At 73.5% G+C, this 24,338-nt stretch carries 21 protein-coding genes; 8 read left to right on the top strand and 13 right to left on the bottom strand.

Features of this window, described 5'->3' with window-relative positions:
* Positions 1-595: 595 nt before the first annotated feature.
* From OHA30_RS02665 to OHA30_RS02655, 3 genes are read right to left on the bottom strand one after another with little or no spacing between them, the layout of a single operon-like run.
* A complete protein-coding gene (locus OHA30_RS02665) occupies positions 596-1,618 on the bottom strand; it encodes an iron-containing redox enzyme family protein (protein ID WP_328912154.1) in 1,023 nt (340 codons plus the stop codon).
* The gene (locus tag OHA30_RS02660) at positions 1,615-1,890 is read right to left on the bottom strand and encodes a CDGSH iron-sulfur domain-containing protein (protein WP_328912153.1); all 276 of its coding nucleotides are present in this window, start codon (positions 1,888-1,890) and stop codon (positions 1,615-1,617) included. The genes OHA30_RS02665 and OHA30_RS02660 overlap by 4 nt, the downstream gene beginning before the upstream one ends.
* A complete protein-coding gene (locus tag OHA30_RS02655; RefSeq protein WP_328917699.1) occupies positions 1,874-2,512 on the bottom strand; it encodes a HemK2/MTQ2 family protein methyltransferase in 639 nt (212 codons plus the stop codon). Before OHA30_RS02655 ends, OHA30_RS02660 begins: the two co-directional genes overlap by 17 nt.
* Before the next feature lie 231 nt (positions 2,513-2,743).
* On the opposite strand from OHA30_RS02655, the gene OHA30_RS02650 reads away from it, so the two are divergent.
* The 5 genes from OHA30_RS02650 (at position 2,744) to OHA30_RS02630 (ending at position 10,951) form a co-directional block, all read left to right on the top strand.
* Positions 2,744-4,018, top strand: coding sequence for a peptide ligase PGM1-related protein (locus OHA30_RS02650; protein ID WP_328912152.1), 1,275 nt, complete (start codon positions 2,744-2,746; stop codon positions 4,016-4,018).
* 871 nt (positions 4,019-4,889) lie between these two features.
* Positions 4,890-8,207, top strand: coding sequence for a formate dehydrogenase (gene fdh, locus OHA30_RS02645; protein ID WP_328912151.1), 3,318 nt, complete (start codon positions 4,890-4,892; stop codon positions 8,205-8,207).
* A 1-nt stretch (position 8,208) separates the two neighbouring features.
* Complete coding sequence (locus OHA30_RS02640) at positions 8,209-9,240, top strand: 4Fe-4S dicluster domain-containing protein (RefSeq protein ID WP_328912150.1); 1,032 nt, start codon at positions 8,209-8,211, stop codon at positions 9,238-9,240.
* Between the two features lie 107 nt (positions 9,241-9,347).
* The gene (gene nrfD / locus OHA30_RS02635; protein WP_328917698.1) at positions 9,348-10,277 is read left to right on the top strand and encodes an NrfD/PsrC family molybdoenzyme membrane anchor subunit; all 930 of its coding nucleotides are present in this window, start codon (positions 9,348-9,350) and stop codon (positions 10,275-10,277) included.
* Positions 10,277-10,951 (top strand): HAD family hydrolase, encoded by a 675-nt coding sequence (locus OHA30_RS02630; RefSeq protein ID WP_328912149.1) that lies wholly within the window; start codon positions 10,277-10,279, stop codon positions 10,949-10,951. Before nrfD ends, OHA30_RS02630 begins: the two co-directional genes overlap by 1 nt.
* Before the next feature lie 99 nt (positions 10,952-11,050).
* Here OHA30_RS02630 and OHA30_RS02625 read toward each other — a convergent pair whose 3' ends face one another.
* The 5 genes from OHA30_RS02625 to OHA30_RS02605 all read right to left on the bottom strand — a co-directional run bounded on the left by OHA30_RS02625 (position 11,051) and on the right by OHA30_RS02605 (position 15,891).
* Entirely contained in the window at positions 11,051-11,656 is a 606-nt protein-coding gene (locus tag OHA30_RS02625) for a superoxide dismutase (RefSeq protein WP_328912148.1), read from the bottom strand.
* Between the two features lie 234 nt (positions 11,657-11,890).
* Entirely contained in the window at positions 11,891-12,604 is a 714-nt protein-coding gene (locus tag OHA30_RS02620; RefSeq protein ID WP_405785901.1) for an ABC transporter substrate-binding protein, read from the bottom strand.
* A 65-nt stretch (positions 12,605-12,669) separates the two neighbouring features.
* Positions 12,670-13,623 (bottom strand): ABC transporter ATP-binding protein, encoded by a 954-nt coding sequence (locus OHA30_RS02615; RefSeq protein ID WP_328912146.1) that lies wholly within the window; start codon positions 13,621-13,623, stop codon positions 12,670-12,672.
* A gap of 10 nt (positions 13,624-13,633) precedes the next feature.
* Positions 13,634-14,728, bottom strand: coding sequence for a FecCD family ABC transporter permease (locus OHA30_RS02610; protein ID WP_328912145.1), 1,095 nt, complete (start codon positions 14,726-14,728; stop codon positions 13,634-13,636).
* On the bottom strand, positions 14,728-15,891 hold the full coding sequence (locus OHA30_RS02605) for a FecCD family ABC transporter permease (RefSeq protein ID WP_328912144.1): 1,164 nt from the start codon (positions 15,889-15,891) through the stop codon (positions 14,728-14,730). The genes OHA30_RS02610 and OHA30_RS02605 overlap by 1 nt, the downstream gene beginning before the upstream one ends.
* Positions 15,892-16,326: 435 nt before the next feature.
* Here OHA30_RS02605 and OHA30_RS02600 point away from each other — a divergent pair, with 435 nt between their 5' ends.
* Positions 16,327-17,361, top strand: a complete 1,035-nt coding sequence (locus OHA30_RS02600) for an ABC transporter substrate-binding protein (RefSeq protein ID WP_328912143.1) — start codon at positions 16,327-16,329, stop codon at positions 17,359-17,361.
* Between the two features lie 50 nt (positions 17,362-17,411).
* Here the strand turns inward: OHA30_RS02600 and OHA30_RS02595 are convergent, their stop codons facing one another.
* A complete protein-coding gene (locus OHA30_RS02595; RefSeq protein ID WP_328912142.1) occupies positions 17,412-18,194 on the bottom strand; it encodes an AraC family transcriptional regulator in 783 nt (260 codons plus the stop codon).
* 212 nt (positions 18,195-18,406) lie between these two features.
* A complete protein-coding gene (locus OHA30_RS02590) occupies positions 18,407-19,084 on the bottom strand; it encodes a TetR/AcrR family transcriptional regulator (RefSeq protein ID WP_328912141.1) in 678 nt (225 codons plus the stop codon).
* Between the two features lie 162 nt (positions 19,085-19,246).
* Here OHA30_RS02590 and OHA30_RS02585 point away from each other — a divergent pair, with 162 nt between their 5' ends.
* Both OHA30_RS02585 and OHA30_RS02580 read left to right on the top strand, forming a co-directional pair.
* The gene (locus tag OHA30_RS02585; protein ID WP_328912140.1) at positions 19,247-20,734 is read left to right on the top strand and encodes an MFS transporter; all 1,488 of its coding nucleotides are present in this window, start codon (positions 19,247-19,249) and stop codon (positions 20,732-20,734) included.
* A gap of 123 nt (positions 20,735-20,857) precedes the next feature.
* Positions 20,858-21,748, top strand: coding sequence for an ABC transporter substrate-binding protein (locus tag OHA30_RS02580; RefSeq protein WP_328912139.1), 891 nt, complete (start codon positions 20,858-20,860; stop codon positions 21,746-21,748).
* Positions 21,749-22,061: 313 nt separating this feature from the next.
* Here the strand turns inward: OHA30_RS02580 and OHA30_RS02575 are convergent, their stop codons facing one another.
* From OHA30_RS02575 to OHA30_RS02565, 3 genes are all read right to left on the bottom strand, one after another.
* The gene (locus tag OHA30_RS02575; RefSeq protein ID WP_328912138.1) at positions 22,062-22,520 is read right to left on the bottom strand and encodes a DUF732 domain-containing protein; all 459 of its coding nucleotides are present in this window, start codon (positions 22,518-22,520) and stop codon (positions 22,062-22,064) included.
* Positions 22,521-22,802: 282 nt separating this feature from the next.
* Entirely contained in the window at positions 22,803-23,474 is a 672-nt protein-coding gene (locus tag OHA30_RS02570) for a hypothetical protein (RefSeq protein ID WP_328912137.1), read from the bottom strand.
* Complete coding sequence (locus OHA30_RS02565; protein WP_328912136.1) at positions 23,453-23,977, bottom strand: STAS domain-containing protein; 525 nt, start codon at positions 23,975-23,977, stop codon at positions 23,453-23,455. The genes OHA30_RS02570 and OHA30_RS02565 overlap by 22 nt, the downstream gene beginning before the upstream one ends.
* Positions 23,978-24,338 lie beyond the last annotated feature (361 nt).

Raw genomic sequence — 24,338 nt, 5'->3', positions numbered from 1 at the left:
CCGTGTGCCGCGTGCGCCGCGCGGGTCCCCGGTGGGGAGGCGGCGCGCCCTGCGGACAGGGGAGGGTAGGGAGGCGTCATGCTGGTGATCTCCTTGACAGGACAGGCTGAAGTGCCGTCGGTGCGTCAGACCTGAGCAACACCTGGGCGACTTGCGGCAGACGGCGGGCCGGCCGGGCCCGCGGGGTGCGGGCGGCGGGCCGTCGCTGCGGCAACAGGCAGAGCGGCATACGGCCGCGGGCGGCCGGGTCAGCTGCATCGGCGAAATGCAGGTGAGCGCGTCGGGTTCGGAACGTCCGCGCCGAGCCGCTGACCGGATTCCTACGCGGCCCGACGAGTCCCTGTCAACAGGGGTGCGGGGATCTCTTACGGGGGGTTGACGGCGGCTCGGCGGGGCTGGTAGTCCTATGTGGATAGGAAAGTTAACTAACAGATTTTCCCCGGGGGATCGTGCGGGTGGGTGCGGCCGTGGCGCGTGGCGACCGTCGCTTCGGGCGCGCCGGCCGCACGGTTCCTCCGGGGAAACGCCCCCGTCGGCCGAGCGGCTAGATCCCGCCCGGCCGCCGGCCCGCCGGGCAGCCCGCCGGCGCCCGTACCTACGGAGCCGGCGGCAGGGGCACGCGCAGGGAGCTGACGCCCGCGCGCCAGGCGGGCAGCAGATACGCGGCGAGGCGTTCCTCCAGCAGCCCCGTCGCCTCGATGCCGAGGACGACATCGGGTTCCAGTCGCGGTTCCGCCGCCAGCAGAGGCGCGATCACCTCGTGCCGTACGACCTGTTCATGGACCGCGTCCGCCTCCACGTGCTCGCGGTAGAACCTCTCGGCGGCCGGACCCGCCCCCGTACGCCGCATCGCCTCGGCCATCCGGCGCGACCCCGGCGAGGAGGTGATCTCCACCGACGCGAAGTGCCCCACCAGGGCGCCCCGCAGCGCGCGGTGCAGCCCGAGCAGGGACATCAGATTGACCGTGGCCAGCGCCGCCGAGGGCGCCGCGTCCAGATAGTGGCCGTAGGCGGTCTCCAGGCCCAGGTCGTCCATCAGGTCGGCGAAGAGCCGCGCGTGGATGTCCTCGGCCCGGCCCGCGCCGAACTCGTCGTACTCCACCGCCACCATCGCGGCCTTCGCGCGACCGTGCAGCCGGGGGATGACCCAGGCGTGCGGGTCGGCCTCCTTGAGGTGGTAGAGCGAACGCAGCGCCGCGTACTCGCGCAGGTGCCCGAGGTCGCCCTCGCGCCGCAGGAAGTGGCTCACCCCGGTCCCGTCGTCCGAGACCGGCTCGACCAGCAGCCCGGCCAGCGCCTCGTCCACGCCCGCGACCCCGGGGACCTGCGCCCGTACGGCGTCCAGGAAACGCGCTTCGAGTTGCTGCCGCAGGCCCAGCAGGCCCACGTCCCACTCACGGTCGTCGGCCACGCCGAGAAAGCCCTGGTAGTGCAGCTCGTACAGGACGTAGAGCGCGAGCTGGAGGTCGTCGCCGTACGGGTCCATGTCGCCGATCCGCTCCGGCAGCGGGCCCCCGCCCCGGCGCAGCGACGAGATCACCGCCGAGGACAACTCGCCCCGGGGCGGCGGGAGTTCCGGGCTCGTACGGCGCGACTCGCGGGCCGGCGCGGTCGTCATCGCGGGTCCCCGTCGCGGGCGGCGTCCGTATCCGGCGCCGGCCTCGTACGCCGCCGGTGGCTCGTGTCGCACCAGGGATACGTACGGCTGCGCCGGCACACGCACACCGCGACCGTGAAGCGGTCGGACGTGACCTCCGTGCCGTCCTCGCCCACGACCGTCACCGGGCCCTCCACCAGCAGGGGGCCGTCGCGCTCGACCGAGATCCGGCGGGGGCGCGCGCCGGGGTGTGTCGGGGAACTTTCATCATGGCGTTCAGGGACGTTCGGCACGGATGACCACCAACTCTTCCTTGTCCTGGCTCTCCGCCACCAGCCCCCGCCGGCGCAGCCACTCCAGCCGTGACCGCAACACCGGTCCGAACGGGATCAGTTCACGGTCGCTGACCGTCGCGCGCAGCCCCGCCCGGCGCAGTTGCCGGAGCGTGGTCTCGGTGTCGCACAGCTCGGAGTGGACCATCAGCAGCACACCGCGCGGCCGCAGTGACCGCGCCGCCGACCGGCAGACGCGGTCCACCACGTCCCGCCCGTCGGGCCCGCCGTCCCAGGCCCTGGCCCGCCCGCGCCGGGGCAACTCGTGGTCGGGCGCGGGCACATACGGCGGATTGCTGATCACCAGGTCGTATCCGCCACCCGCGACGGACAGGTCGCCGCGCCGTACGGTCACCCGCTGGCCGCTGAGCGCCGCGTTCACCCGGGCGCACAGCACCGCCCGCCACGCGATGTCGACCGCCGTCACCCGGGCGCCGAGTTGGGCGGCGCAGACGGCCAGGGCGCCGCTGCCCGTCCCGACGTCGAGTACGTCCGCCCCCGGGCGGATGCGCTCGCGGTGGAGGGCCCGCATCAGGATGCGCGTGTCGTGCTGGGGTGCGTAGACGCCCGGCAGGGTCAGCATGCCGCGCTCACCGGTCAGTGCTGCGACCACAGGACATCACCTCGTACTCAGGGTTCCGCGGGCTCCCGGGGTTCTGCGGGCGGTGACGTACGGTGGCCGCCGCGCCCCGGGGCTTCGGGCGCGGCACTGCGCCCTGTCCCTCGGCGTGTGCCCCGAGCGCGGCGATTCACGCGTCATCGGTCCTCCCGCCCCTGAATGGCTGCGCGCGCGAATCGGGGGAACATGGGAGGCATGGCGCTGACCTCCCACGATGACGCGGCCCTGATCATCCTCGCCAACTTCGCCTCGCCGACCGCGCTCGACCTGCGCGAACACGCCCCTGCCCGGAAGTGGGCCGAGCAGGCGCCCCGCGAGATCTGGCTGACCCGGCCGGGTGATGTCCTGCTCACCTCCGTGCCGCTGTCGGAGCCCTTCACCCGCTACGCCTGCGCGGCGCTTGGTATCCGGCGGGACTCCGTCCATACGATCACTCTCCGTGACGACCTGGGGGTGTCGACCGCTGAGACGGTCCACCACCACGACGGGCTCGTCGACCGGCTGCGCGAGTACGGTGCCCGCCGGCCCGGGACCCGGCTGCTGCCCATCGTCCTGGACGCGCCCACCATGGCGCTGGCCGCCGATCTCGGCACGCCCGTGTGCACCCTCGGCAGGTCGGGACCGGCGATCGGCCCCGAGGCGCTGGCCGGGGTCGCCCACCACAACACCAAGGCGGGCTTCCGCGCGACCGCCGAGGAACTGGGCATGCGGCTGCCGCACGGCCGGGTCTGCGACGGCGCCGAACTGCCGAGTACCGTAAGGGACGTGCTTGCCCGGTACGCCCGGGTGGTCGTCAAGCCGGACCGGGCGGCCGGCGGCCACGGGCTGCGGTTCGTCGGGCGCGACGAGCCCCTGCCCGGGCCCGAGCCGGCGGGCAGCCGGTGGATCGTGGAGGAGTACGTGGCGCACACCGCGTCGGTCAGCGCCCAGTTCGAGGCGACGCCCGCGGGTCCGCGCTTCCGGTTCGACGGCGAGATGCGTACGGTCGACGGCGCCTTCACTGGCTACCACTCGCCCGCGCCGGGCACCGACACCGACCGGGTGCGCGGTGAACTGCACGGCTGGGGGCGGGAGTTGGGTCACCGCCTGGCGCGGGGCGGGTACTTCGGGCCGTACGACATCGACGCCGTCGTGGCCGAGGACGGCCTGCTGTACGCGACCGAGTGCAACGTGCGGCGGACCGCGACGACCACCCCGCACGCGATGGTCGGCCGGCTCACCGCGTCCGCGGGGCACCCGGCCCCGGCGTGGATCATGGCCACGGCGGCCCCGGGCCCGAGCCTCACCTTCGCCCAGGCGCTCGACCGGCTCCGCGCGGGCGGCCTGGACTACGACGCCGGCCGCGGCGAGGGCGTCGTCCTGTACGCCGACCGCCCGGCGGAGGGCACCGGCTGGCGCTACGTGGCAGTGGCCCCCGACCGGCCCCACCTCGCGGAGGTGGAATCCCGCCTCTCCGCTGCGCTCGGCTGACCAGGGTCCTGAACCGGCCGCAGCACGCCGGACTTGCGAGGGCGGCCGATTCCGCTGACCGCCTGCGGCGGGTACCTCTGGTGCGCATGGTCGTCGCCACGGCCCTTGGCAGCCGTTTCAGGCAAACACGGCTGGGCCTGTCAGCTCCGCGCGGGCAGCCTGGACTACGACGCCGCCTGCGGCGAGGGCGTCGTCCTGTACGGCCGTTTCGCCGGATCCGTCGGCCGGCTCACGGGCGGGACGGGTTCGCCGGAGCCCTCCGGGCTCACGGGGGCTCGCCGCCCGCACGCCGGTGCGGCTTGGGCATACGGAAGTGGCCCCGGCTTCACCCACCGGCCCGTGGGGCCGCCCGCTGGTGCTGCGTGGCCGTGGGGCCCTCGGCGATCGCCCTGGGCGGAGGCGGCGGGTCCGACCGCAGCACTCGGCAGTCGCGGGATCGGGGCCCCGGAGCGGTCCAGGCGCAGCCCGTCGACTCACGGGCGGGCTGGACCGACGAGTGGGAGCCGGTGCCAAGCCCGCCCGGGCTTGCGGGTGCAGGCCAGGTCCGGCGGAGCTCGCGGGCTTTACGGGGACGTGCCATGTTCGCCGCAGCCGCCAGGCTCATGGGCGCAGGCCGGGGCCCGGATTGGGGCGGGTTCGAGAGGGCCGAACGGGCCTGCGGATGCGGTCCGCGCCGACCGGAGTTGCGGGGGTCGAAGCGGTCCTCCCGCAGGGCGGTTCTCGCCGCGGTGCGGGGGCCGGGGGAATCCTCCGGGAGTCGGGGCTCCGGGTGGGCGTCCGGTCGCGGGGCTGCCGGGGCGGAGGTATGCCTTGAGGGGGCACGCGCCCCCGAACCCCCCATGTCCGTGATCGCCTCGCACAGGAGGACGCGATGGGCGCGCGCAAACTGATCCGGGGCTGGCCGGTGTACCGCCAGCTGACCGGCGCCGACCGGCTCGGCCGCGGCCGAGCCGCCATGTCGCGGCGGACCGAGGAGCTGACCCCCCGCACCGCGACCGCCGACCGGGTGGTGGGTTCGATCTGCCCGTACTGCGCGGTCGGCTGCGGCCAGCAGGTGTACGTCAAGGACGAGAAGGTCGTCCAGATCGAGGGCGACCCCGACTCGCCGATCAGCCGCGGCCGGCTGTGCCCCAAGGGCTCGGCGACCCTCCAGCTCACCACCGGCGACGCCCGTCGCCACCAGGTGCTGTACCGCCGCCCGTACGCGGCGGACTGGGAACCGCTCGACCTGGAGACGGCCATGGACATGGTCGCCGACCGGGTGATCGAGACCCGGCGCGCGACCTGGCAGTGGGAGCAGGACGGACTGCGCACGGCCCGCACCCTGGGCATCGCCAGCCTCGGCGGCGCCACCCTCGACAACGAGGAGAACTACCTGATCAAGAAGCTGCTGACCGGCCTCGGCGTGATCCAGGTGGAGAACCAGGCGCGGGTCTGCCACAGCTCGACCGTCTCCGGACTGGGCACGTCCTTCGGACGCGGCGGGGCCACGACCTTCATGCAGGACCTCCAGCACGCGGACTGCATCGTCATCCAGGGCTCCAACTATGCCGAGGCCCACCCGGTCGGCTTCCAGTGGGTGATGGAGGCCAAGGCGCGCGGCGCGCGGATCATCCACGTCGACCCGCGCTTCACCCGCACCAGCGCGCTGGCCGACCTGCACGTACCGATCCGCGCGGGCAGCGACATCGCGTTCCTCGGCGCGATCATCAACCACGTGCTCAGCGAGGGCAAGGATTTCCGCGAGTACGTGCTGGCGTACACCAACGCCGCCACCCTGGTCGGCGAGGACTTCCGGGACACCGAGGACCTGGACGGCGTCTTCTCCGGCCTGGACGAGGAGCGGCACCACTACGACCCGGCGAGCTGGCAGTACGACGGCGCCGAGGTGCAGTCCCCGGCCGGCGAGGTGGACGAGCAGTACGACCGCCGCGCAGCCCCGGACACCAAGGACGGCGACGGCAAGGGCGTCGAGGGCGCCGAGAACCTCGACCCCGACACCCTCGCCCGCGTCCACTCCGCGGCCGGCTCGGAGAGCCACGGCTCCGGCGGCGCCCGCGCCGAGGGCCGTCCCCGCCGCGACGACACCCTCCAACACCCGCGCTGCGTCTACCAGGTGCTGAAACGGCACTACGCCCGCTACACCCCCGAACTCGTCGAGACCACCTGCGGCGTCCCGCGTGAGACCCTCTCACAAGTGTGTGACGCTCTCACACGCAACTCCGGCCGCGACCGCACCAGCGCCTTCGTCTACGCGGTCGGCTGGACCCAGCACTCGACCGGCTCGCAGTACATCCGCGCCGCCAGCGTGCTCCAACTGCTGCTCGGCAACATCGGCCGTCCGGGCGGCGGCATCCAGGCGCTGCGCGGCCATGCCTCGATCCAGGGGTCGAGCGACATCCCCACGCTGTTCAACCTGCTGCCCGGCTATCTGCCCATGCCACACGCCCACGCCCACCAGAACCTGGACACGTTCATCGCCGCCAGCCGTACGGACAAGGGATTCTGGGGCAACATGCGGGCGTACTTCGTCAGCCTGCTCAAGGCGTACTACGGCGACGCGGCCACCGCCGGCAACGACTACTGCTTCGACCACCTGCCGCGCCTGACCGGCTCCCACTCCACGTACGACACGGTGCTCGCCCAACTGGACGGGATCTGCAAGGGCTACTTCCTGATGGGCGAGAACCCCGCCGTCGGCTCGGCCAACACCCGGCTGCAACGCCTCGGCATGGCGAAGCTCGAATGGCTCGTCGTCCGGGACTTCTCGCTCATCGAGTCCGCGACCTGGTGGCAGGACGGCCCCGAGATCGAGACCGGCGAGATGCGCACCGAGGACATCGGCACCGAGGTGTTCTTCTTCCCGGCCGCCGCGCACACCGAGAAGTCCGGGTCGTTCACCAACACCAACCGCTGGCTCCAGTGGCACCACGCGGCCGTGGAACCCGGGGGTGACGCGCGCAGCGACCTGTGGTTCATGTACCACCTCGGCCGCCGGATCAAGGAGCGGCTGGCCGCCTCGACCGACCCGATGGACCGGCCGATCCAGGACCTCACCTGGGACTACCCGGTCGACGGCCCGCTGCGCGAACCGGTCGCCGCCGCCGTGCTCGCCGAGATCAACGGACACGGCCCGGACGGCACGCCGCTGAGCGCGTACACCGAACTCAAGGACGACGGCTCCACCCGCTGCGGCTGCTGGATCTACTGCGGGGTCTACGCGGACGGCGTCAACCAGGCGGCCCGCCGCAAGCCGCACACCGAGCAGGACTGGGTGGCCGCCGAGTGGGCCTGGGCCTGGCCCGCGAACCGCCGCATCCTCTACAACCGCGCCTCCGCCGCGCCCGACGGCACACCGTGGAGCGACCGCAAGGCGTATGTGTGGTGGGACCCGGACGCGGGCCGGTGGACCGGCCGCGACGTACCCGACTTCATCCCCGACCGGGCGCCGGACTTCGTACCGGCCGAGGGCGCCACCGGGCCCGACGCGCTGCGCGGCGACGACCCGTTCATCATGCAGGCGGACGGCAAGGGGTGGCTGTACGCGCCCGCCGGGCTGGAGGACGGGCCGCTGCCCACGCACTACGAGCCGCAGGACTCGCCGTTCGGCAACGCCCTCCACCCCCGCCGGCCGCGTTCGCCCGTGCGCAGGCTCGTGGCCCGCGAGGGCAACCGCTACCACCCCAGCGGCGACGAGCCCGGCGCGGGCGTGTACCCGTACGTGGTCACCACCCACCGGCTGACCGAGCACTTCACGGCGGGCGGGATGAGCCGCTGGTCGCCGTATCTGTCGGAACTCCAGCCGGAGTTCTTCTGCGAGATCTCCCCGGCGCTGGCCGCCGAACGAGGCCTCGCGCACGGCGGCTGGGCCACCATCGTGACCGCGCGCAACGCGGTCGAGGCGCGGGTGCTGGTGACCGAGCGGATCAGAACCCTGACCGTGCACGGGCGGACCGTCCACCAGATCGGACTGCCGTTCCACTGGGGGCCCAACGGGATCGCCACCGGCGACGCGGCCAATGAACTCGTCGCCATGGCGCTGGACCCCAACTCCCTGATCCAGGAGGACAAGGCGCTCACCGCCGACATCCGCCCCGGCCGCCGGCCGCGCGGCCGCGACCTCCCGGAGCTGGTCGCCGCCTACCGCCGCAGGGCGGGCATCACCGAGACCACAGGAACGGAGGTCTGACATGACCGGCCACCCGCTCAGCGGCCCCGAGCCGGACCCCGCGCGGGACGCCGGCCACCCGCAGGCCCCGCCGCGCGTCGGCTTCTTCACCGACACCTCCGTCTGCATCGGCTGCAAGGCGTGCGAGGTGGCGTGCAAGGAGTGGAACGCCGTCCCCGAGGACGGGCTGACCCTCAGCGGGATGAGTTACGACAACACGCAGAGCCTGGGCGCCTCGACGTGGCGGCATGTGGCCTTCATCGAGCAGTCGACACCGGCGGCGGCCCCTCCCGCGAGCGTCCCCGCGCCCGACTCCGCGAGCGTCCCCGCACCCGACTCCGCGAGCGTCCCCGCACCCGACTCCGCGAGCGTCCCGGCACCCGACGGCCGCACTCAACTCCCGCTCGCCGGGACCGAATCGGCCGACACGGCGCCGACCGCCCCCGGACTGCCCGGCGCCGGGGGCGACTTGCGCTGGCTGATGTCCTCCGACGTGTGCAAGCACTGCACCCACGCCGCCTGTCTGGACGTGTGCCCGACCGGCTCGCTGTTCCGCACCGAGTTCGGCACGGTCGTGGTCCAGGAGGACATCTGCAACGGCTGCGGCTACTGCGTCCCGGCCTGCCCGTACGGTGTGATCGAGCAACGGCCCTCCGACGGGCGGGTGTTCAAGTGCACCCTGTGCTACGACCGGCTCGGCGACGGCCAGGAACCGGCCTGCGCCAAGGCCTGCCCGACCGAGTCCATCCAGTTCGGCCCGCTGGACGAACTGCGCGAACGGGCCGCCCTGCGGGTCGAGCAGCTGCACGAGGCGGGCGTGGCCGACGCGCGCCTCTACGGCCACGACCCGGACGACGGCGTGGGCGGCGACGGCGCCTTCTTTCTGCTGCTCGACCGGCCCGAGGTGTACGGTCTGCCGCCCGACCCCGTCGTCACCACCCGCGACCTGCCTACGATGTGGAAGCACGCGGGCGCCGCCGCGCTCTCCCTGGTCGGCGCCTGCGCGCTGTCCTTCGCCCTGCCCGCACTGACCCGGTGGAAGGGGTCGCGATGAGCGCCTTCGAAGAGACCGCGCGGAAGGCCGCCGGAACCGGCGGTACCGCCGGAACCGCCGGAACCGGCGGGCGGCGCCGGGGCCGTCGCCGCGGCGGCGAGGAACTGATGGTCCCGCGCGCCGAGTTCGGCTCCTACTACGGCAAGCCCGTGATCAAACCGCCGTCCTGGTCCGCCCTCGACATCGCCGGGTACTTCTTCCTCGGCGGCCTGGCCGGAGCGGGCTCGGTGCTCGCGGCCGGCGCCCACGCGACCGGCCGGGGCACGACGGCGACCGCGATGAAGGTCTCCTCCCTCACGGCCGTCTCGCTGTCGGCCGCCGCGCTCGTGCACGACCTGGGCCGGCCGGCCCGCTTCCACCACATGCTGCGGGTGTTCAAGCCCACCTCGCCGATGAGCGTCGGCTCCTGGCTGCTGTCGGTCTACGGGCCCGCCGCCGGAGCGGCCGCGCTGTGCGCGGTCACCGGCCGCACCCCCAGGATCGGGGCCGCCGCGACCGGCGCCGCGGCCGTACTCGGCCCGGCGCTCGCCGCCTACACCGCCGTCCTGGCCGCCGACACCGCGGTGCCCGCCTGGCACGGCGCCCACCGCGAACTGCCGTACCTGTTCGCCGCGTCGGCGACGGCGGCCGCGGCCGGGATGGCGCTCGTCGTGGGCCCCGGGTACGAGAACGCGCCCGCCCGCGCCGCCGCCGTCCTCGCGGCGGCCGGCGAGGGCGCCGCGACCCGGGCGGCCGAACGGCGGCTCGGCATGGTCGCCGAGACCTACCGCGAGGGCCGGGCCGGGACGCTGCTGCGTACGGCCAAGTGTCTGACGGCGGGCGGCGCCGCGACGGCCGCGCTGTTCGGGCACCGCAGTCGCGCCGCCGCTGTCGCGGGCGGGCTGGCGCTGCTGGCGGGGTCGGCCTGCACCCGGTTCGGGATCTTCGCGGCGGGCGTCGCCTCGGCGCTTGACCCCGCGTACACGGTCGTACCGCAGCGCGCGGGCCTCGACGCCGCCGAGTACGAGCAGGGCGAACGCGAACAGGAGGCGGGCTGATGGCGGCCGGCAAGGACAGCGCGGTGCTCTTCGACGTGGACGGCACCTTGATGGACACCGTCTATCTGCACACCGTCGCCTGGTGGGAGGCGCTGCGGCAGCACGGCGAGCACGTGCCGATGGCCGAGGTCCACCGGTCGGTCGGCAAGAGCGGCGGACCGCTGCTCGACGGCCTGCTCGGCGAGCACCGCGACCACAGCCGCGACGAGGCCATCGGCTCCGCGCACGACGCGCTCTACGCCCAGTTCTGGACCCGGCTCACCCCGCTCGACGGCGCCGCCGACCTGCTGCGCGCCTGCGCCGGGCGCGGTCTGAAGGTGGTGCTGGCGTCCTCCGCGTCGGCGGCGGAGCTGAAGGTCATGACCGACGCGCTCGGCGCGGACGACGCCATCGACGCGGCGACCACCGCCGACGACGTGGAGGAGGGCAAGCCCGAGCCCGATCTCGTCCGGCGGGCGCTGGAGCTCGCCGACGTGCCGCCGGAGCGCGCCCTGTTCGTCGGGGACGCGGTGTGGGACGCGGTCGCCGCCCGCCGCGCCGGGGTCCGCTGCATCGGGCTGCTGTCCGGCGGCACCTCGCGCCAGGAACTCTTCGACGGGGGCGCGGACCAGGTGTACACGGGCCCGGCCGACCTGCTCGCGCACCTCGACCACAGCATGCTCGGCGCGCCGTGAGCGCGCCGTGACCGTGGCCCGCCGGGGCCGCCCGTACGCCCCCGCGCCCGGCGGGCGGACCGTGCGCAGATCGGTCCGCGCCGCCGGGCGCCCAGGGGGTCAGCCCGCGACGGCGGCGTAACGGGCGCTGACGTCCGACCAGTTGACCAGGTCCCAGAGCTTGGTGACGTAGTCGGGGCGGACGTTCTTGTACTGGAGGTAGTACGCGTGCTCCCAGGCGTCGAAGACCAGCAGCGGGGTGGTGCCCTGGCCGACGTTGCCGTGGTGGTCGTAGACCTGCTCGATGATCAGCCGCTTGCCCAGCGGTTCCCAGGCCAGCACACCCCAGCCGGAGCCCTGGACGGACGCGGTGGCGACGGTGAGCTGCTTCTTGAACGCCTCGAAACCGCCGAGGTGCTCGTCGATCGCGGTGGCCAGGGCGCCGTCGGGGCGGTCGCCGCCGTCGGGGGACAGGTTCTGCCAGAAGATCGAGTGCAGGACGTGGCCCGACAGGTTGAACGCGAAGGTCTTCTCCAGACCGACAAGACCGGTCGGGGTGATCGCGTCCTTGTCGCGGATCTCGGCGATCTGCTCCAGCGTGTCGTTGGCGCCCTTGACGTACGCGGCGTGGTGCTTGGCGTGGTGCAGCTCCAGGATCTCGCCGGTGATCGCCGGTGCGAGGGCGGAGTAGTCGTACGGCAGGTCGGGAAGCGCGTAGGTGCCCATCAGGCACGGCCCCTTTCAAACGGTGCGCGGATCATGTCGCGACCCACCCTAGACCGCTATTGCGAAGAGCTTGCAACAACATCGGGTGTGCAGCAACATGGTGTCGGGCGGGGGCGGCCCGACAGCTCCGGAGTCACCTCCTCGCTGATCGTCTTTCACCCGGCACCCGCCGGTTCGCCGACCCCGCCCGCCTGTGCGCGCTGTTCCGTCCTTCCCGATGTCCGTCCGCCGTGGTCAGGCCGCGTACTGCTTGAGCTTGGACTCGAAGTCCCGCAGGGCCAGTTGGCCCCAGCGGTAGCTGCACACGTCGTTCCAGGTGATCGGGTACGCGTGGCCCGCCCTGACCGCGGGCAGGTGCGCCCAGCCGGGGAGCCTCAGCACGTCGGCCAGTCCACCGGCGGGCGCGCCCTTCGCGTCGGCGCGGTAGAGCAGCAGGTCGCAGTCGTCGAGGCGGCCGATCTCCTCAAGGGACAGCTCGACGCCGTTGTCGCCGTTGGCCTTGCCGGCCCGGCCCCAGGTCACGCCGGTGTCCCGCAGCACCACGCCGTCGCTGCCGTCGGGCAGGTCGAGCGAGTAGTTGCCGTTCTGCGCGTAGCTGAGCACACCGATTCTCGTGCGGCCCAGCAGTCCGGTGTACGCGCCGCGCAGCCGGGTGGCGTCGGCCTCGTAGTCCGCCTTGAGCTTGTCGTGGACGGCCGTGCGGTTGACCGCGCGGGCGGTGTCGGCGAGCGGGCCGCGCCAGTCGCCGCTCGTACCGAAGTCGACCGGGAAGACCGGCGCCAGTTCCTTCGCCTTCCGCATCGCGCCGGGGGAGTTGTCGTACCGGCTGCCCGGGGTGGGGCCGAGGATCAGGTCCGGGTGGAGGGCGGCGATCCGCTCGATGTCGGTCGCGGTAATCTTGCCGATGTCCGCGATCCTGAGCAGCGGCGCGACATAGTCCGGGTACATGTTCGACGCGTCCGTGCCGGTGTAGTCGATGCCGCCGACCGGCGGGCGGCGGCGGGCCTGGGGGGTCAGTTCGCGGCGGCGGGCCGGTGGACGCGGTGCCGGCCGATCGGGAGCACCAGCGGGGTGTGCGAGACCTCGTCGTCGACGATCCGGCACTCGATGCCGAAGATCTCCCGTACGGTCTCCTCGGTCACGATCTCGGCCGGTGGGCCCTCGGCGGCGATCCGGCCGTCCTTCATGGCGATCAGGTGGTCGCCGTAGCGGCAGGCCAGATTGAGGTCGTGCAGCACGGTGACGACGGTCGCGCCCCGGTCGCGGTTGAGGTCCGTGACCAGGTCGAGGACTTCGACCTGGTGGGGGAGGTCGAGATACGTGGTCGGCTCGTCGAGCAGCAGGACGCCCGTGCGCTGGGCGAGGGCGACCGCGATCCACACGCGCTGGCGCTGGCCGCCGGACAGTTCGTCCACGGAACGCTCGGCGAGGTCCAGGGTGTCGGTCGCGGTCAGCGCCTCGGCGACGGCCTCCTCGTCCTGCGCGGTCCACCGGCGGAACCAGCCCTGGTGGGGGTAGCGGCCGCGGCCGACCAGGTCGATCACCCGGATGCCGTCAGGGGCGACCGGGGTCTGCGGCAGGATGCCGAGGCGGGCGGCGACCTGCTTGGTCGGCAGGGAGTGGATGTCCCGGCCGTCCAGCAGCACTTCGCCCGCCGCGGGCGCGAGCAGGCGGGCCAGACCGCGCAACAGCGTGGACTTTCCGCAGGCGTTGGGGCCGACGATCATGGTGACGCGGCCCGGGGGGATCTCCACGGTGACGTCGCTGACGACGGTCCGCTGCTCGTACCCCAGCCGCAGCCCGCGCGCGGCAAGCGCCCCGGCGTCCGGACCGGGATCGGGGCCGGCCGGTGTCGGGGCGGGTTCGGCGCCCGCGAGCGGGGGCGTCGCGGTGACGGGTCCGGGTATCGGCCCGGGGACCGTGTCCGGGGCCGGATTCGCCGTCCCGGCCGGAGGGAGCGTGTTCATCGGGGTGTCCTCATCCTCCCTGCCCGACCCGGTTCGCCCGGGCCAGCAGCCACAGCAGTCCGGGAGCGCCCAGCACCCCGGTGATCACGCCGACCGGGAACTCGGTCGGTCCCAACAGATGCGCCCCGGCGAAGTCGCAGCCGAGCATGATGACCGCGCCGGTCAGCGTGGACAGCACCAGCGCCGGCCCCCGGCCGTGCACCAGCCGCCGGGCCACCGGCCCGGCGAGGAAGGCGACGAACGCGACCGGCCCGGCCGCCGCCGTGGCGACCGCGGCCAGACAGACCCCGGTCACGATCAGCAGCAGCCGGCTGCGTTCGACCCGTACGCCAAGACCCTTGGCCGTGTCGTCGCCCAGGCCGAGCGCGGGCAGGGCGCGCGCCGCGAGGAAGGCCGCGGGCAGCAGCGGCGCCAGACACAGCAGCAGGGTCCGGGCCCGGGTCCAGTCCGCGCCGTTCAGACTGCCGGTCAGCCACAGCAGCGCCTGTTCCGCGGTGTAGATGTCCGCCCGGGTGAGCAGGAAGGACACCACGCTGGACAGCGCGGCCGACACCCCGATCCCGACCAGCACCAGCCGATAGCCCGTCACCCCGCGCCGCCAGGCCAGCAGATAGATCGCGAGCGCGGTGACGATCGCGCCGGTCACGGCCACCACGGAGACCGAGGACCCGCTCAGCCCGAAGACGACGATGGCGGTCACCGCGGCGGCGCTCGCCCCGGCGGTGATGCCGATGACGTCAGGACTGGCCAGCGGATTGCGGATCAGCGTCTGGAAGATCGCGCCCGACAGCCCGAACGCGGCCCCCGCGGCGATCCCGGTGACGGCCCGCGGCATCCGGACCTTGAGCACGATGAAGTCCGTGCTCGCGTCCCCGTGCCCGGCCAGCGTCCGCAGCACGTCCGGCACCGGGATGCGGAAGCTGCCGACGGACAGCGACGCGCACAGCAGCACGAACAGGACAAGGACGAGGACGGCCGCGACCGCCGAGCTGCGCGCCTTGGGCCGCAGCCGGGCGGCCCGCAGCGCGCGCAGCGTGCCCTCGGGCAGCGCCGCCTTCTGCGGCAGCGCCGAGGCGGGCGTCCGCGTGTCGGACGGCGTCGTCATCACAGCCCCGCCCCCGCCAGCCTGCTCCGCCGTACCAGGACGATCAGCACCGGCGCCCCGATCACCGCGGTGACGATGCCGACCTGGATCTCCCCGGGCCTGGCCACCAGCCGCCCGACGATGTCCGAGACCAGCAGCAGCGCCGGGGCCAGCAGCAGGGAGTACGGCAGGATCCACCGGTGGTCGGGGCCGGTGAAGAACCGTACGACATGCGGGATCGTCAGCCCGACGAAGCCGATCGGCCCGGCCAGCGCGGTCGCCGCGCCGCACAGCAGCACGACGGAGACGGCGCAGAAGATCCGGGCCCCGGCGATGTTCAGCCCGAGGCCGCGCGCGGTGTCGTCGCCGAGGCCGAGCGTGTTGAGCAGCCGTCCGGAGCCCAGCGCGCACACCGCGCCGACCAGGACGAACGGCCCCGCCTGGTACGCCACCGACAGATCGCGCCCGGCCAGCGCGCCGACCTCCCAGAACCGGAACCGGTCGAAGGTCGCGCTGTCGGTGAGCAGCACGGCGGTGGTGAACGACGAGAGCCCGGCGCTGACCGCAGCGCCCGCGAGCGCGAGCTTCACCGGGGTCGCGCCCTCCCGGCCGAGCGAACCGATCGCGTAGACCAGCAGCGCGGCCGCCGCGGCGCCGAGGAAGCCGAACCACACATAGCCGGTGAAGGAGGTGATCCCGAAGACGCTGATCGCGGTCACCACGGCCAGCGCGGCACCGGAGTTGACGCCGAGCAGCCCGGGGTCGGCGAGCGGATTGCGGGTCAGCCCCTGCATCACCGTCCCGGCGAGCCCGAGCGCGGCACCGGCCAGCAGCCCGATCACCGTACGCGGCAGCCGCAGCGAGGTGACGATGATCTGGTCGCCGTTGTCCGGGTCGTGGTGGAAGACCGTGTTGAACACGGTGTCCAGCGGTACGGACTTGGTGCCCACCGCCAGGCTCGCCGCGACGGCCACCACGAGGACGGCCGCGCACACCAGCAGACCCGCGGTGAGCGCGGCGGCCCGGTCGCGGCCCGGCGCGGGCCTGCCGGTCGTACCGGAGGCGGACGTGCCGGCTGTGGACGCGCCGACCGTGGATGCTTCGGCGGCCGTTGCGGCGGGCGCGCCGGGCGCGGACGCACCGGCCACCTGAGCGGGCCCACCACGGGCTCGCAAGACGTTCATGGGTACTCCTCGGCGGACTTCCCGGCAGGGAAAGTAAGGGGAGGCTAACCTAAAACTGCTCGCCCATCTGTCGTCTCTTGATGTGAATCGCACCTCCTGGCCGCGTCCGATGGGCGTGAGGCGGACAAGTTGTATCGCTGAACGGACAGTCCGGCGGGTGCGTCCGCCCGGTCCGCGCGGCGGGACGCGGCACGTCCGGAACGCCTCGGGCGGGGGAAGTGCGCGGCGGGGCGGGGGAGTTGTCGGAATCGGGGAGGGGGCGGCGGTCCCTGGGGTCGGGTATCGCGGTGGCGTGTTCGAGCTATCGGCTGTCCGCACCTCGATTTCGGTGGCCAAAGCGCGACTTAGGGTGTCCAAAGTTAGGTAAACCTAAGTTCGGTTCGGGTGGGCGCTCAGCCACCCGTCCCGCGTCCCCGCGCACTTCCGGAGGTCCCCATGTCCCTGTCGCCCGATCCCTCCCGGCCGAGGTTGTCCACCCCGACCCGCCGCGGACTGCTCGGCGTTGGAGCCGCGGGCGCCGCACTCCTCGGCCTCGCCGCCTGCGGGTCGGGCGGCAAGAGCGACAGCAGGAGTACGGACGCCAAGGGCGCGGGCAAGGGCTCGGGCGGCAAGAGCGGCGGCACCCGTACCGTCGACACCGCCAAGGGACCGCTGGAGATCCCCGACCGCCCGCAGCGGGTCGTCGCCCTCAACGACTTCCCGATGTCCGCGATGTTCGACCTCGGCCTCACCCCCGCCGGCCTGTTCAACGCCGGCGAGCAGTACGTGGCGCAGCGCTACCTCGACCGCTGGCGCACGGTCCCCAAGGTCTCCAACGGCGTCGGCGGCGCCATCCAGGTCGAGAAGGTCGCCGAGCTGCGCCCCGACCTGATCCTCGCCATCGACGCCCAGGCCGACCTCCCGTACAAGCAGCTCAGCGAACTGGCCCCGACCGTGGTCCTGTCGTTCAACAAGTCCCGTGCCCCCTGGCGGGACGTGGCCGACGAGACCGCGAAGGTGCTCGGCGTCCCGGACGCGCTCGACAAGCTCAAGCAGCGTTACGCCGAGCGCACCGCGGAGATCAAGAAGAACCACGCCGCCGTGCTCGGCCGTATCCGCTGGGACCTCCTCCAGGGCGGCTTCGACGAGGGCCAGTGGTGGCTGTACGGCCACGGGTCGCCGATCGGCGGCATCCTCGGCGACGCCGGCGCGCAGTTCGCCACCGCGAGCACCCGGCTGGACGAACAGCAGCCGGTCTCCTACGAGTTGGTCACCTCCAAGCTCGCCGACGCGGACGCGCTCTTCTACTACACGACCAACGACGGCAAGCCCGCCAACCTCGGCCCGAAGCTCTTCGCCCAGAAGTCCTTCCAGCAGCTGGCCGCCACCAAGGCCAAGCACCTGTTCGGCAGCATCTTCTTCCTGCCCGGCGGCTACGAGGACGCGTTGGGCGCGCTGGACGACTTCGAGAAGGCGCTGCGGTCCCTCTGATGTGACGAGGGCCGGGCGGGCGTTGGCTGTGGCTGTACGGGTCTCGGCTCTCAGCCGCGCCCACGCTGCGGCGGCACCGCGAAGTACGCGCCCGGGGTGCGGCCGGTCTCCTGCCGGAAGGCGGCGATGAAGGAGCTGGGGGTGGTGTAGCCCACGTGGTGCGCCACCGCCGCCAGCGGCCGGTTCGCCGCCATGTGCTCAAGTCCCGCCCGCAGCCGGGCCCTTGTCCGCCACCGGCCGAACGACATACCGGTCTCCGCGCCGAACAGCCGGGCCAGCGTACGGGAGCTGGCGCCGACCATCCGGCCCCACTCCTCCAGCGAACGCTGGTCCGCGGGCCCGGCCACCAGCGCCTCGGCCACCCGGCGGGCCCGCTCGTCCACCGGCATCGGAAGCTCGATCGTGGTCACCCCGACCGGCCGCAGCAGATCGAACATCACGGCCTCGGCCCTGGCCTTCGCGGCCGGGTCGGGGCCGGGCACGGCCAGATGCGTCACCAGCTCGCGCAGCAGCGGTCCGACGGCGACCACGGTCGGCTGTGCCCAGCGCACCGGGCAGTGCTCGGGCACCACGTAGACGCTGCGCATCTGCGCGGGCCGGGTGGCTCCGGTCGCGTGCGGCACCCCCGCCGGGATCCACAGCGCGAGCGTCGGCGGCAGCACCCACGAGTGGTCGCCGATGTCCACGGTCAGTACGCCGGCGGGGGCCCACACCAGTTGGTGGGTGTCGTGGTCGTGCTCGCCGAAGCGCTGGCCGCGGGCCATGTCGAAGTTGACGACCCGCAGCCCCTCGGCGGCCGGGCCGCCCTCGCTGGTGTGGCTGTCTCGCGGCATGGTTCAGCAACATAGCGCATTCCGGTCACGGCCCGGGCCCCGGGCCGTGGGCAGGCGGCTCGGCCCGCTCAGTGACGGCTTACGCCGCGCGCGGCCTGCCATCCGGCGGCCGGGGCCGGCGCCGCCCCTCCCGGGTCGCGGCTCGCGCCTGCGCGGCCGTGACTCCGTCGCTGCCCACCCGCCGGTCGGCGGCGGCCCCCGGCTCTGCCCGCTCAGTGTGGCTCGTGCCGCCCGGCCAGATCCGCCTCCAGGCCGGCGATCGCGGCCTCGACCGAGTACGTGTAGAGCTTCTCCCGGTGCGTCTCGGCGTCGGCGATCCACTGCGAGACGTAGCCGTGCATGGCCTGCCAGCCCGGCCCGGCGTCCGAGGGCTCGGCCATCGCGAGCATCGCGCCCGCCGTGGCGTCGCGGCCGCTCCCGGCCAGCGTGCGGTCCTCGTCCAGGGCGATCACCAGGAACGCGCTGTCGACCAGGACCCCGTACGCGCGCGGCGCCCGCTCGCCGAAGCCGGCCCGCAGCAGCAGCCCGACCCCGCGGTCGATGATCGGCAGGGCGGCGGGCACGGTCGGCCCGTCGCGGCACAGCAGCCGCGCCACGCCGACGTACCGCAGGAAGACCGGGCGGCTGCCGAACAGGAAGCCGCGGAACCACTCCTGCCAGCTGAGGTCGGCCGAGGGGTTGGGCAGCTCGGCCACGACCCGGTCCAGGACCAGCCGGAGCACCGCGTCGCGGTCGCCGACGTGGTGGTAGACGCTGTTGGGCCACGAGCCGAGCGCGGCGGCCAGATCGCGGATGCTCCAGCCCTCGGTCCCGTGCAGACGGGTGAGTTCCACGGCCGCGTCGACCACTCGGGCGGGCGTGAGCGGAGTGTCGTTGGTTCGCCTGGCCATGTCGCCAGACTGCCATATTCGCCGTCTGAGCAGGGCGTCCGCCGGTGGGCAACCCCTCGGGCCGGCCGAGGGGTTGCCCGAGAACTTAGGTAAGGCTAAGTTAATTGGACACTGTCCAATTGAACGGTGTCCAATCGCCCTGTCCACCTTTTTGGAGATCCGATGCCCGACGCGGAAAGCGGCGGCGCGTCCGCCCGCACCGGCGGCCGGACGGCGGGCCCCGGCCTGCTGCTGCTCGTCGTCTGCCTGTGCCAGCTCGTTGTCGTACTCGACATGACCGTGGTCAACGTCGCCCTGCCCGCGATCCGCACCGACCTCGGCTTCAGCCCCGGCGATCTGCAATGGGTCGTCAACGCCTACACGCTGACCTTCGGCGGGCTGCTGCTGCTCGGCGGGCGGCTCGCGGACCTGTTCGGGCACCGGCTCGCCATGCTGCTGGGGCTGGTCCTGTTCGGCGTGACCTCGCTGTTCGGCGGCCTCGCCCAGAACCCCGGCGAGCTGATCGCCGCCCGCGCGGCCCAGGGCGTGGCCGGGGCCGTACTCCTGCCGGTCAGCCTGACCGTGATCTCCGCCAACTTCGCGGAGGGGCCGGCGCGCAGCCGCGCGCTGGCCGCGTGGGGAGCCGTCGCGGGCGCGGGCGGCGCGGTCGGTGTGCTGCTCGGCGGGGTGCTGACCGAGTACCTCGACTGGCGCTGGGTGCTCTTCGTCAACCTGCCGGTGGTCGCGGTGGCCGTACCGCTGGCGCTGCGCGCGATCCCGGTGCACAAGGCGGCTGCCCGGCCCCGGCTCGACCTGCCGGGGGCGGTGCTGGTCACAGCGGCGATGATCACCCTGGTCTACGCGGTGGTCCGTACCGGCGACCACGGCTGGGGCTCGGCCCAGACCCTCGGGACGCTGGCTCTTACGGTCGTCCTGGGCGGCCTGTTCGTGCTGGTCGAGCGGCGGTTCGCCACTGCGCCGCTGGTCAGATTCGGCATTCTGCGCCAACGGCCGGTCCTGGTGGCGAACGTGGTGGTCTTCCTCATCGCCTCCGCCCAGTTCGGCGCCTTCTACTTCGCCTCGCTCTACCTCCAGGGCGTGCTCGGCTACAGCCCGGTGCGCACCGGGCTGGCGTTCGTGCCGTTCAGCCTCGGCATCGTGGCGGGCACGATCGTCGCCGCGCGGCTGATCCGCCTGCTCGGGCCGCGGCTGCCGCTGGTCGCCGGACTGGCGCTGGCCGCCGTCGGCATGGCGTGGTTCGGTCTGGTGAGCGCGGACGGCACGTTCCTCGGGGACTTCCTCGGGCCGTCGCTGGTGGCCAGCGTCGGCCTCGGGGTCTGCCTGGTCGCGAACACGACCGCGGCGACGGCCGGCATCCCCGTCCACGAGGCCGGGCTCGCCAGCGGACTGCTCAACGCCTGCCGTCAGAGCGGCGGAAGCATCGGCCTCGCCGTCCTGGTGACCGTCGCCGACGCGGTGACCCGCCATCACTCCGCGGGCCCCGCGAGCCGGGTGGCGCTCACCGCCGGATACGACCGGGCGTTCCTGGTCGGCGCCGTACTGATCGCGGCCGGCGCGGTCACCGCGGCCCTGCTGCTGCCCCGTACGCCACGGCCCACCGCCACCGCGCAACCCCCCGCCCCGGCCCGCGCTTTGGCCGAAGAAGCCTGATCCAGGGGCAGTTGGGGTCTTGTCCCGGGACGGGTACGGGCGGAGGCTGGGAGCTTGGGCGGCGTACGGGGGCGCGAATCGGGGGCGTGCGAACGCCCCGACACCGGGAAGGGGGAGCGACGCATGACGACGGAACAAGCGGAGCGGCCTTGGGAGTTCACCGACGACCGGGGTACCACGGTGACCGCGGGGCGCAGACCGCGGCGAGTGCTGGCGTATGTACGGGCCGGCGCCGGGCTGTGGGAGTACGGCCTCCGGCCGGTGGGCGTCTACGGCTCCGCGCACGACAGCGGCACGGAGGTCGACCCGGTCAAGGCGGGCGCCCTGGACAGCGCCGAAGTGCCGTACCTGGGCCAGGGATCGGACCTCGGCGAGGACACGCTGAGCGAACTGCGCCCCGATCTCCTGGTGGACGTCACCTACGACGGTGAACACGCCTACGCCGTGGGGAAACCGCTCCTCGCGGAGGCGGAGGCCGCCGGGGTGCCGGTGGTGGTGCTGTCGGTCGCGGGCGGGTCCTCGCTCACCGGCATCCTGGGCCGGTTCGGCGAGCTGGCCACCGCGCTGGGCGGGTCCGCCGGGGGCGCGGCCGCCGAACTGGCCGCTGTGGAGGAGGAGTTGCGTGCCGTCGCGGCGGTCCGAGCACCGCGCGCGCTGGTGCTGTCGGGGGCCGGGACCGAGCAGGTCCATGTCGCCAGGCCCGAGGCGTGGCCCGAACTGCGCCACCTGACCGGGCTCGGCGTCGACCTCGCGGACCCCGGCCCGGGCCCCGGGGCCAACTGGCTGACCACGGACTGGGCGCACGCGGTCGAGCTGGGCCGCGGCGCCGACCTCGTGCTGGCCGACTCGCGCGCGCACGCCTCCGGGCCGGACGCGCTGGCCGAACTGCCCGCGTGGCGGGAGCTGACGGCCGGCGCGGCCGTGGTGCCGTGGAACCCCGAGCTGCCGCCGGCGCCGGCGGCCTGCGCGGACTTCCTCCGCGCGGTCGCGGCCGCGCTCCCGGGAACGCGGTAAGCCGGCCCACCGCTACGAAGGCCCGAAGGCCCGAGGGCCCGGCGGAGACCTCGTCATGACGTCCCCGCCGGGCCCTTCCGCCCGCCTCGCCCCGCCTCCCCGCAGGGGTCAGACGAGGCCACCCCGTGGCCTGCGCGTCACCCGCCCTGCCGCGACCCCACGTCGTGCCCCCGCGCGCCCGTGCTTGAGGGACGCCCTCGCGGCTGTCGACGGGCTGCGCGGTGCCGCGCGGCTCGCCCGACATGCGGTCTCCGACCCCGACCCTGCCGGGCGGGCAGATCCCGGCCGGTTCGGCGAAGGTGCCGGACAGAACCTAGCGCTTGGGGCCTTCCATCAGCTTCTTCGCGACGACGTCGTGCACGTCGGGGCACAGGCCGTCATCCGGCATGGAGACGGAGGTGATCACGCCCATCGCGTCCCACTCGCTGATCAAGTGCATCCGAAGATCGGCCACGACGTCGTCGTAGTCGTCGCCGCGGCGCAGCTCGGCGCACGCCTGGTCGCCCAGGGAGAGAAGGTCGGCATCGGACCGGTCACCGATGTCGGGATACATGGCATGCGTCAGCTTCAGGAAGATCTGCCGCGCCCGTTGGGAGGGCTTCCCGGCGGCCGCTGACGGCGAGGCCGCATCCGCTGTGCTCCCGGTGTTCCCCGCAGCCGTCGTCCCCGCCGCGTGCGCGGGGGACGTGTGGTCCGCCGGCCCGCAGGCTGTGGCCGCCGTCCCGATCACGGCCGCGAGCAGCAGCACCCCGCCGACCCCGTACCTGTTCATGAGCCCCCCCGACCTGCGCGGCGCGTGCCGCCCTGTGACCGCGCGGAATCATCCGCGGGACGGGCATCATACGATCATGCCGCGCCCCCGCGCACGGCCGATGCACAGCAACTCCCCTGCCCGGCAAGGGACATGGTCGCCGCGCGCCGCGGTCGAGTCCGCCCGCGCGGGCGGTGGACCAGCCATATCGTCCACCGCCTCAAGGGCACGCGTTCGCCACGAGGTACGACAGACGGGCGTACGCCTTCCACGGCACAGCCGGCGGCGGTGTTTCCGGCGGAGTCAGACCGCCGGTGAGGGTTCGGGGAGGGGGAAGGAGAGGGCGCGCAGGGTGACCGGCGGGGTGTCGTCGAACTCCCGTGGGGGGCGGACGATCTCGCCGACGTCCTGCCAGCCCCAGCCCTGGAACGCCGCCAGCACGGCCCGGTTCGACGCCGGGACCGTCGTGACACCCAGGGACGACTGGTGATCGGTGATCAACCGGTGCTGGAGCCGCCCCGCCAGCCCGCGGTCGCGCTCAGCGCGGTGGACCACGACGTCCGTGATCGCGAAGACATGGCCGGACGCGGTGAGTTGGTCGATGTGCGGCGGGAGCGTCCCCCGAAAGCCCTGCCACCAGCCGCCGTCGCGCGCGACCGGGCACCCGAACACCGCGCCCACCAGCACGGGCGCCTCACCCGACACCGTCGCCTCCGCGATCAGCATGTCGAAGCCCGGCCGTCGTACGTCCTCGGTGAGGCGGTGCAGAAAGGCCGCTCGGCTGTCGTACTCGTCGCCCGCCGTCACCGGGGACGACTCGACGTACAGATCGGCGATCTCCTCGCGCTGGTCCTCCGCCTGCCAGCGGCTGAGGCCACGCAGATAGATCACGCCCCCGGCGGAGGGTTCGTAGTCGTCGATGCGCTGGGCCTGGCCCGGCCCGGTGGGCGCCATCAGCTCGTGCTCCCCGCGCACGCCAGCGCGTAACGGCCCGGCGAGATGCCCGGCGCGACGCCGGGACCAGCGGCCGTACCTGTGACCGTAGCCGCCGCCGGGCCGACCACCGTGCCCACCGCCGCGCTCGCGGCCTTGCTCCCGGCGTTGCGCAGCAGCGACGTCCGGCCCCGGACGAGCCCGACGCCCGCAGGCTCGGCCGCCGGGATGCCCAGCAGGATCCGTCCGACCCCCACGACGGTCAGCAGCCGGAGCACCGTACGGGTCGGCGAGTACAGCCGCAGTACGGCTCCGGACGCCGAGGCCGACTCCCGCGCGGCCAGGAACGCGTTGAGCCCGCTGCAGTCGCAGAACGGGACGGCGGTGAGGTCGACGTCGATGACGCGGATGCCGTCGAGCAGACAGCCCTGCAACGAGTGGCGCAGCTCGGGCGCGGTCTCCAGGTCGATCTCGCCCGTCACGGTGATCAGTGCCCGGTCGCCCTCGTCGCGCCGGGAGATGTGCAGCAGGTGTGAGATGGGCATGGCCCCTCGGTTCGGGAGACCGTATGCGGCAGCGGCCCGTACGGGTGCCGGACTTCCGGCTCCGCGTACGCGCTGCCGACAAACGGTCGGATGATGGTGCGGAAATCGGATATCGGTGCGGAAAGGAAGAGTGGCCGCCCCGGGAATCCGGCGGGCGGTCGCGGTCCTGATCGGTCTCTTCGGTGACGGGCGGGGCGACCGGACGGGAATCCGCCCTGCCCGCGCGCCTGGACCTCGGCGCGGTGAACGGCCGGGTCGGGAGCATCTGATTCGAAGCATAGTCCCTGAACGGGCGCAATAGTCGGGTGGAGGCCCTTCAATCACGTGGTGAGCGACACGTACCGAGGCCGTCTACCCAAGC

Origin of the sequence: Streptomyces sp. NBC_00223 (assembly GCF_036199905.1) — a bacterium.
In the GTDB taxonomy this organism is placed as follows: domain Bacteria; phylum Actinomycetota; class Actinomycetes; order Streptomycetales; family Streptomycetaceae; genus Actinacidiphila.
The sequence above is the reverse complement of the archived record's forward strand: the minus strand, read 5'-3'. Positions and strand labels throughout refer to the sequence as shown.

Bases quoted from the DNA above. Each gene is read 5' to 3' on its own strand.
- OHA30_RS02585 (WP_328912140.1), top strand. From the start codon at position 19,247: ATGCCCGACGCGGAAAGCGGCGGCGCGTCCGCCCGCACCGGCGGCCGG.
- OHA30_RS02625 (WP_328912148.1), bottom strand. From the start codon at position 11,656: ATGGGCACCTACGCGCTTCCCGACCTGCCGTACGACTACTCCGCCCTC.
- OHA30_RS02575 (WP_328912138.1), bottom strand. From the start codon at position 22,520: ATGAACAGGTACGGGGTCGGCGGGGTGCTGCTGCTCGCGGCCGTGATC.
- OHA30_RS02590 (WP_328912141.1), bottom strand. From the start codon at position 19,084: ATGGCCAGGCGAACCAACGACACTCCGCTCACGCCCGCCCGAGTGGTC.
- OHA30_RS02630 (WP_328912149.1), top strand. From the start codon at position 10,277: ATGGCGGCCGGCAAGGACAGCGCGGTGCTCTTCGACGTGGACGGCACC.
- OHA30_RS02595 (WP_328912142.1), bottom strand. From the start codon at position 18,194: ATGCCGCGAGACAGCCACACCAGCGAGGGCGGCCCGGCCGCCGAGGGG.
- OHA30_RS02580 (WP_328912139.1), top strand. From the start codon at position 20,858: ATGACGACGGAACAAGCGGAGCGGCCTTGGGAGTTCACCGACGACCGG.
- OHA30_RS02650 (WP_328912152.1), top strand. From the start codon at position 2,744: ATGGCGCTGACCTCCCACGATGACGCGGCCCTGATCATCCTCGCCAAC.
- OHA30_RS02640 (WP_328912150.1), top strand. From the start codon at position 8,209: ATGACCGGCCACCCGCTCAGCGGCCCCGAGCCGGACCCCGCGCGGGAC.
- nrfD (WP_328917698.1), top strand. From the start codon at position 9,348: ATGGTCCCGCGCGCCGAGTTCGGCTCCTACTACGGCAAGCCCGTGATC.
- OHA30_RS02615 (WP_328912146.1), bottom strand. From the start codon at position 13,623: ATGAACACGCTCCCTCCGGCCGGGACGGCGAATCCGGCCCCGGACACG.
- OHA30_RS02605 (WP_328912144.1), bottom strand. From the start codon at position 15,891: ATGAACGTCTTGCGAGCCCGTGGTGGGCCCGCTCAGGTGGCCGGTGCG.
- OHA30_RS02610 (WP_328912145.1), bottom strand. From the start codon at position 14,728: ATGACGACGCCGTCCGACACGCGGACGCCCGCCTCGGCGCTGCCGCAG.
- OHA30_RS02600 (WP_328912143.1), top strand. From the start codon at position 16,327: ATGTCCCTGTCGCCCGATCCCTCCCGGCCGAGGTTGTCCACCCCGACC.
- OHA30_RS02655 (WP_328917699.1), bottom strand. From the start codon at position 2,512: ATGCTGACCCTGCCGGGCGTCTACGCACCCCAGCACGACACGCGCATC.
- OHA30_RS02565 (WP_328912136.1), bottom strand. From the start codon at position 23,977: ATGCCCATCTCACACCTGCTGCACATCTCCCGGCGCGACGAGGGCGAC.
- OHA30_RS02620 (WP_405785901.1), bottom strand. From the start codon at position 12,604: ATGTACCCGGACTATGTCGCGCCGCTGCTCAGGATCGCGGACATCGGC.
- fdh (WP_328912151.1), top strand. From the start codon at position 4,890: ATGGGCGCGCGCAAACTGATCCGGGGCTGGCCGGTGTACCGCCAGCTG.
- OHA30_RS02665 (WP_328912154.1), bottom strand. From the start codon at position 1,618: ATGACGACCGCGCCGGCCCGCGAGTCGCGCCGTACGAGCCCGGAACTC.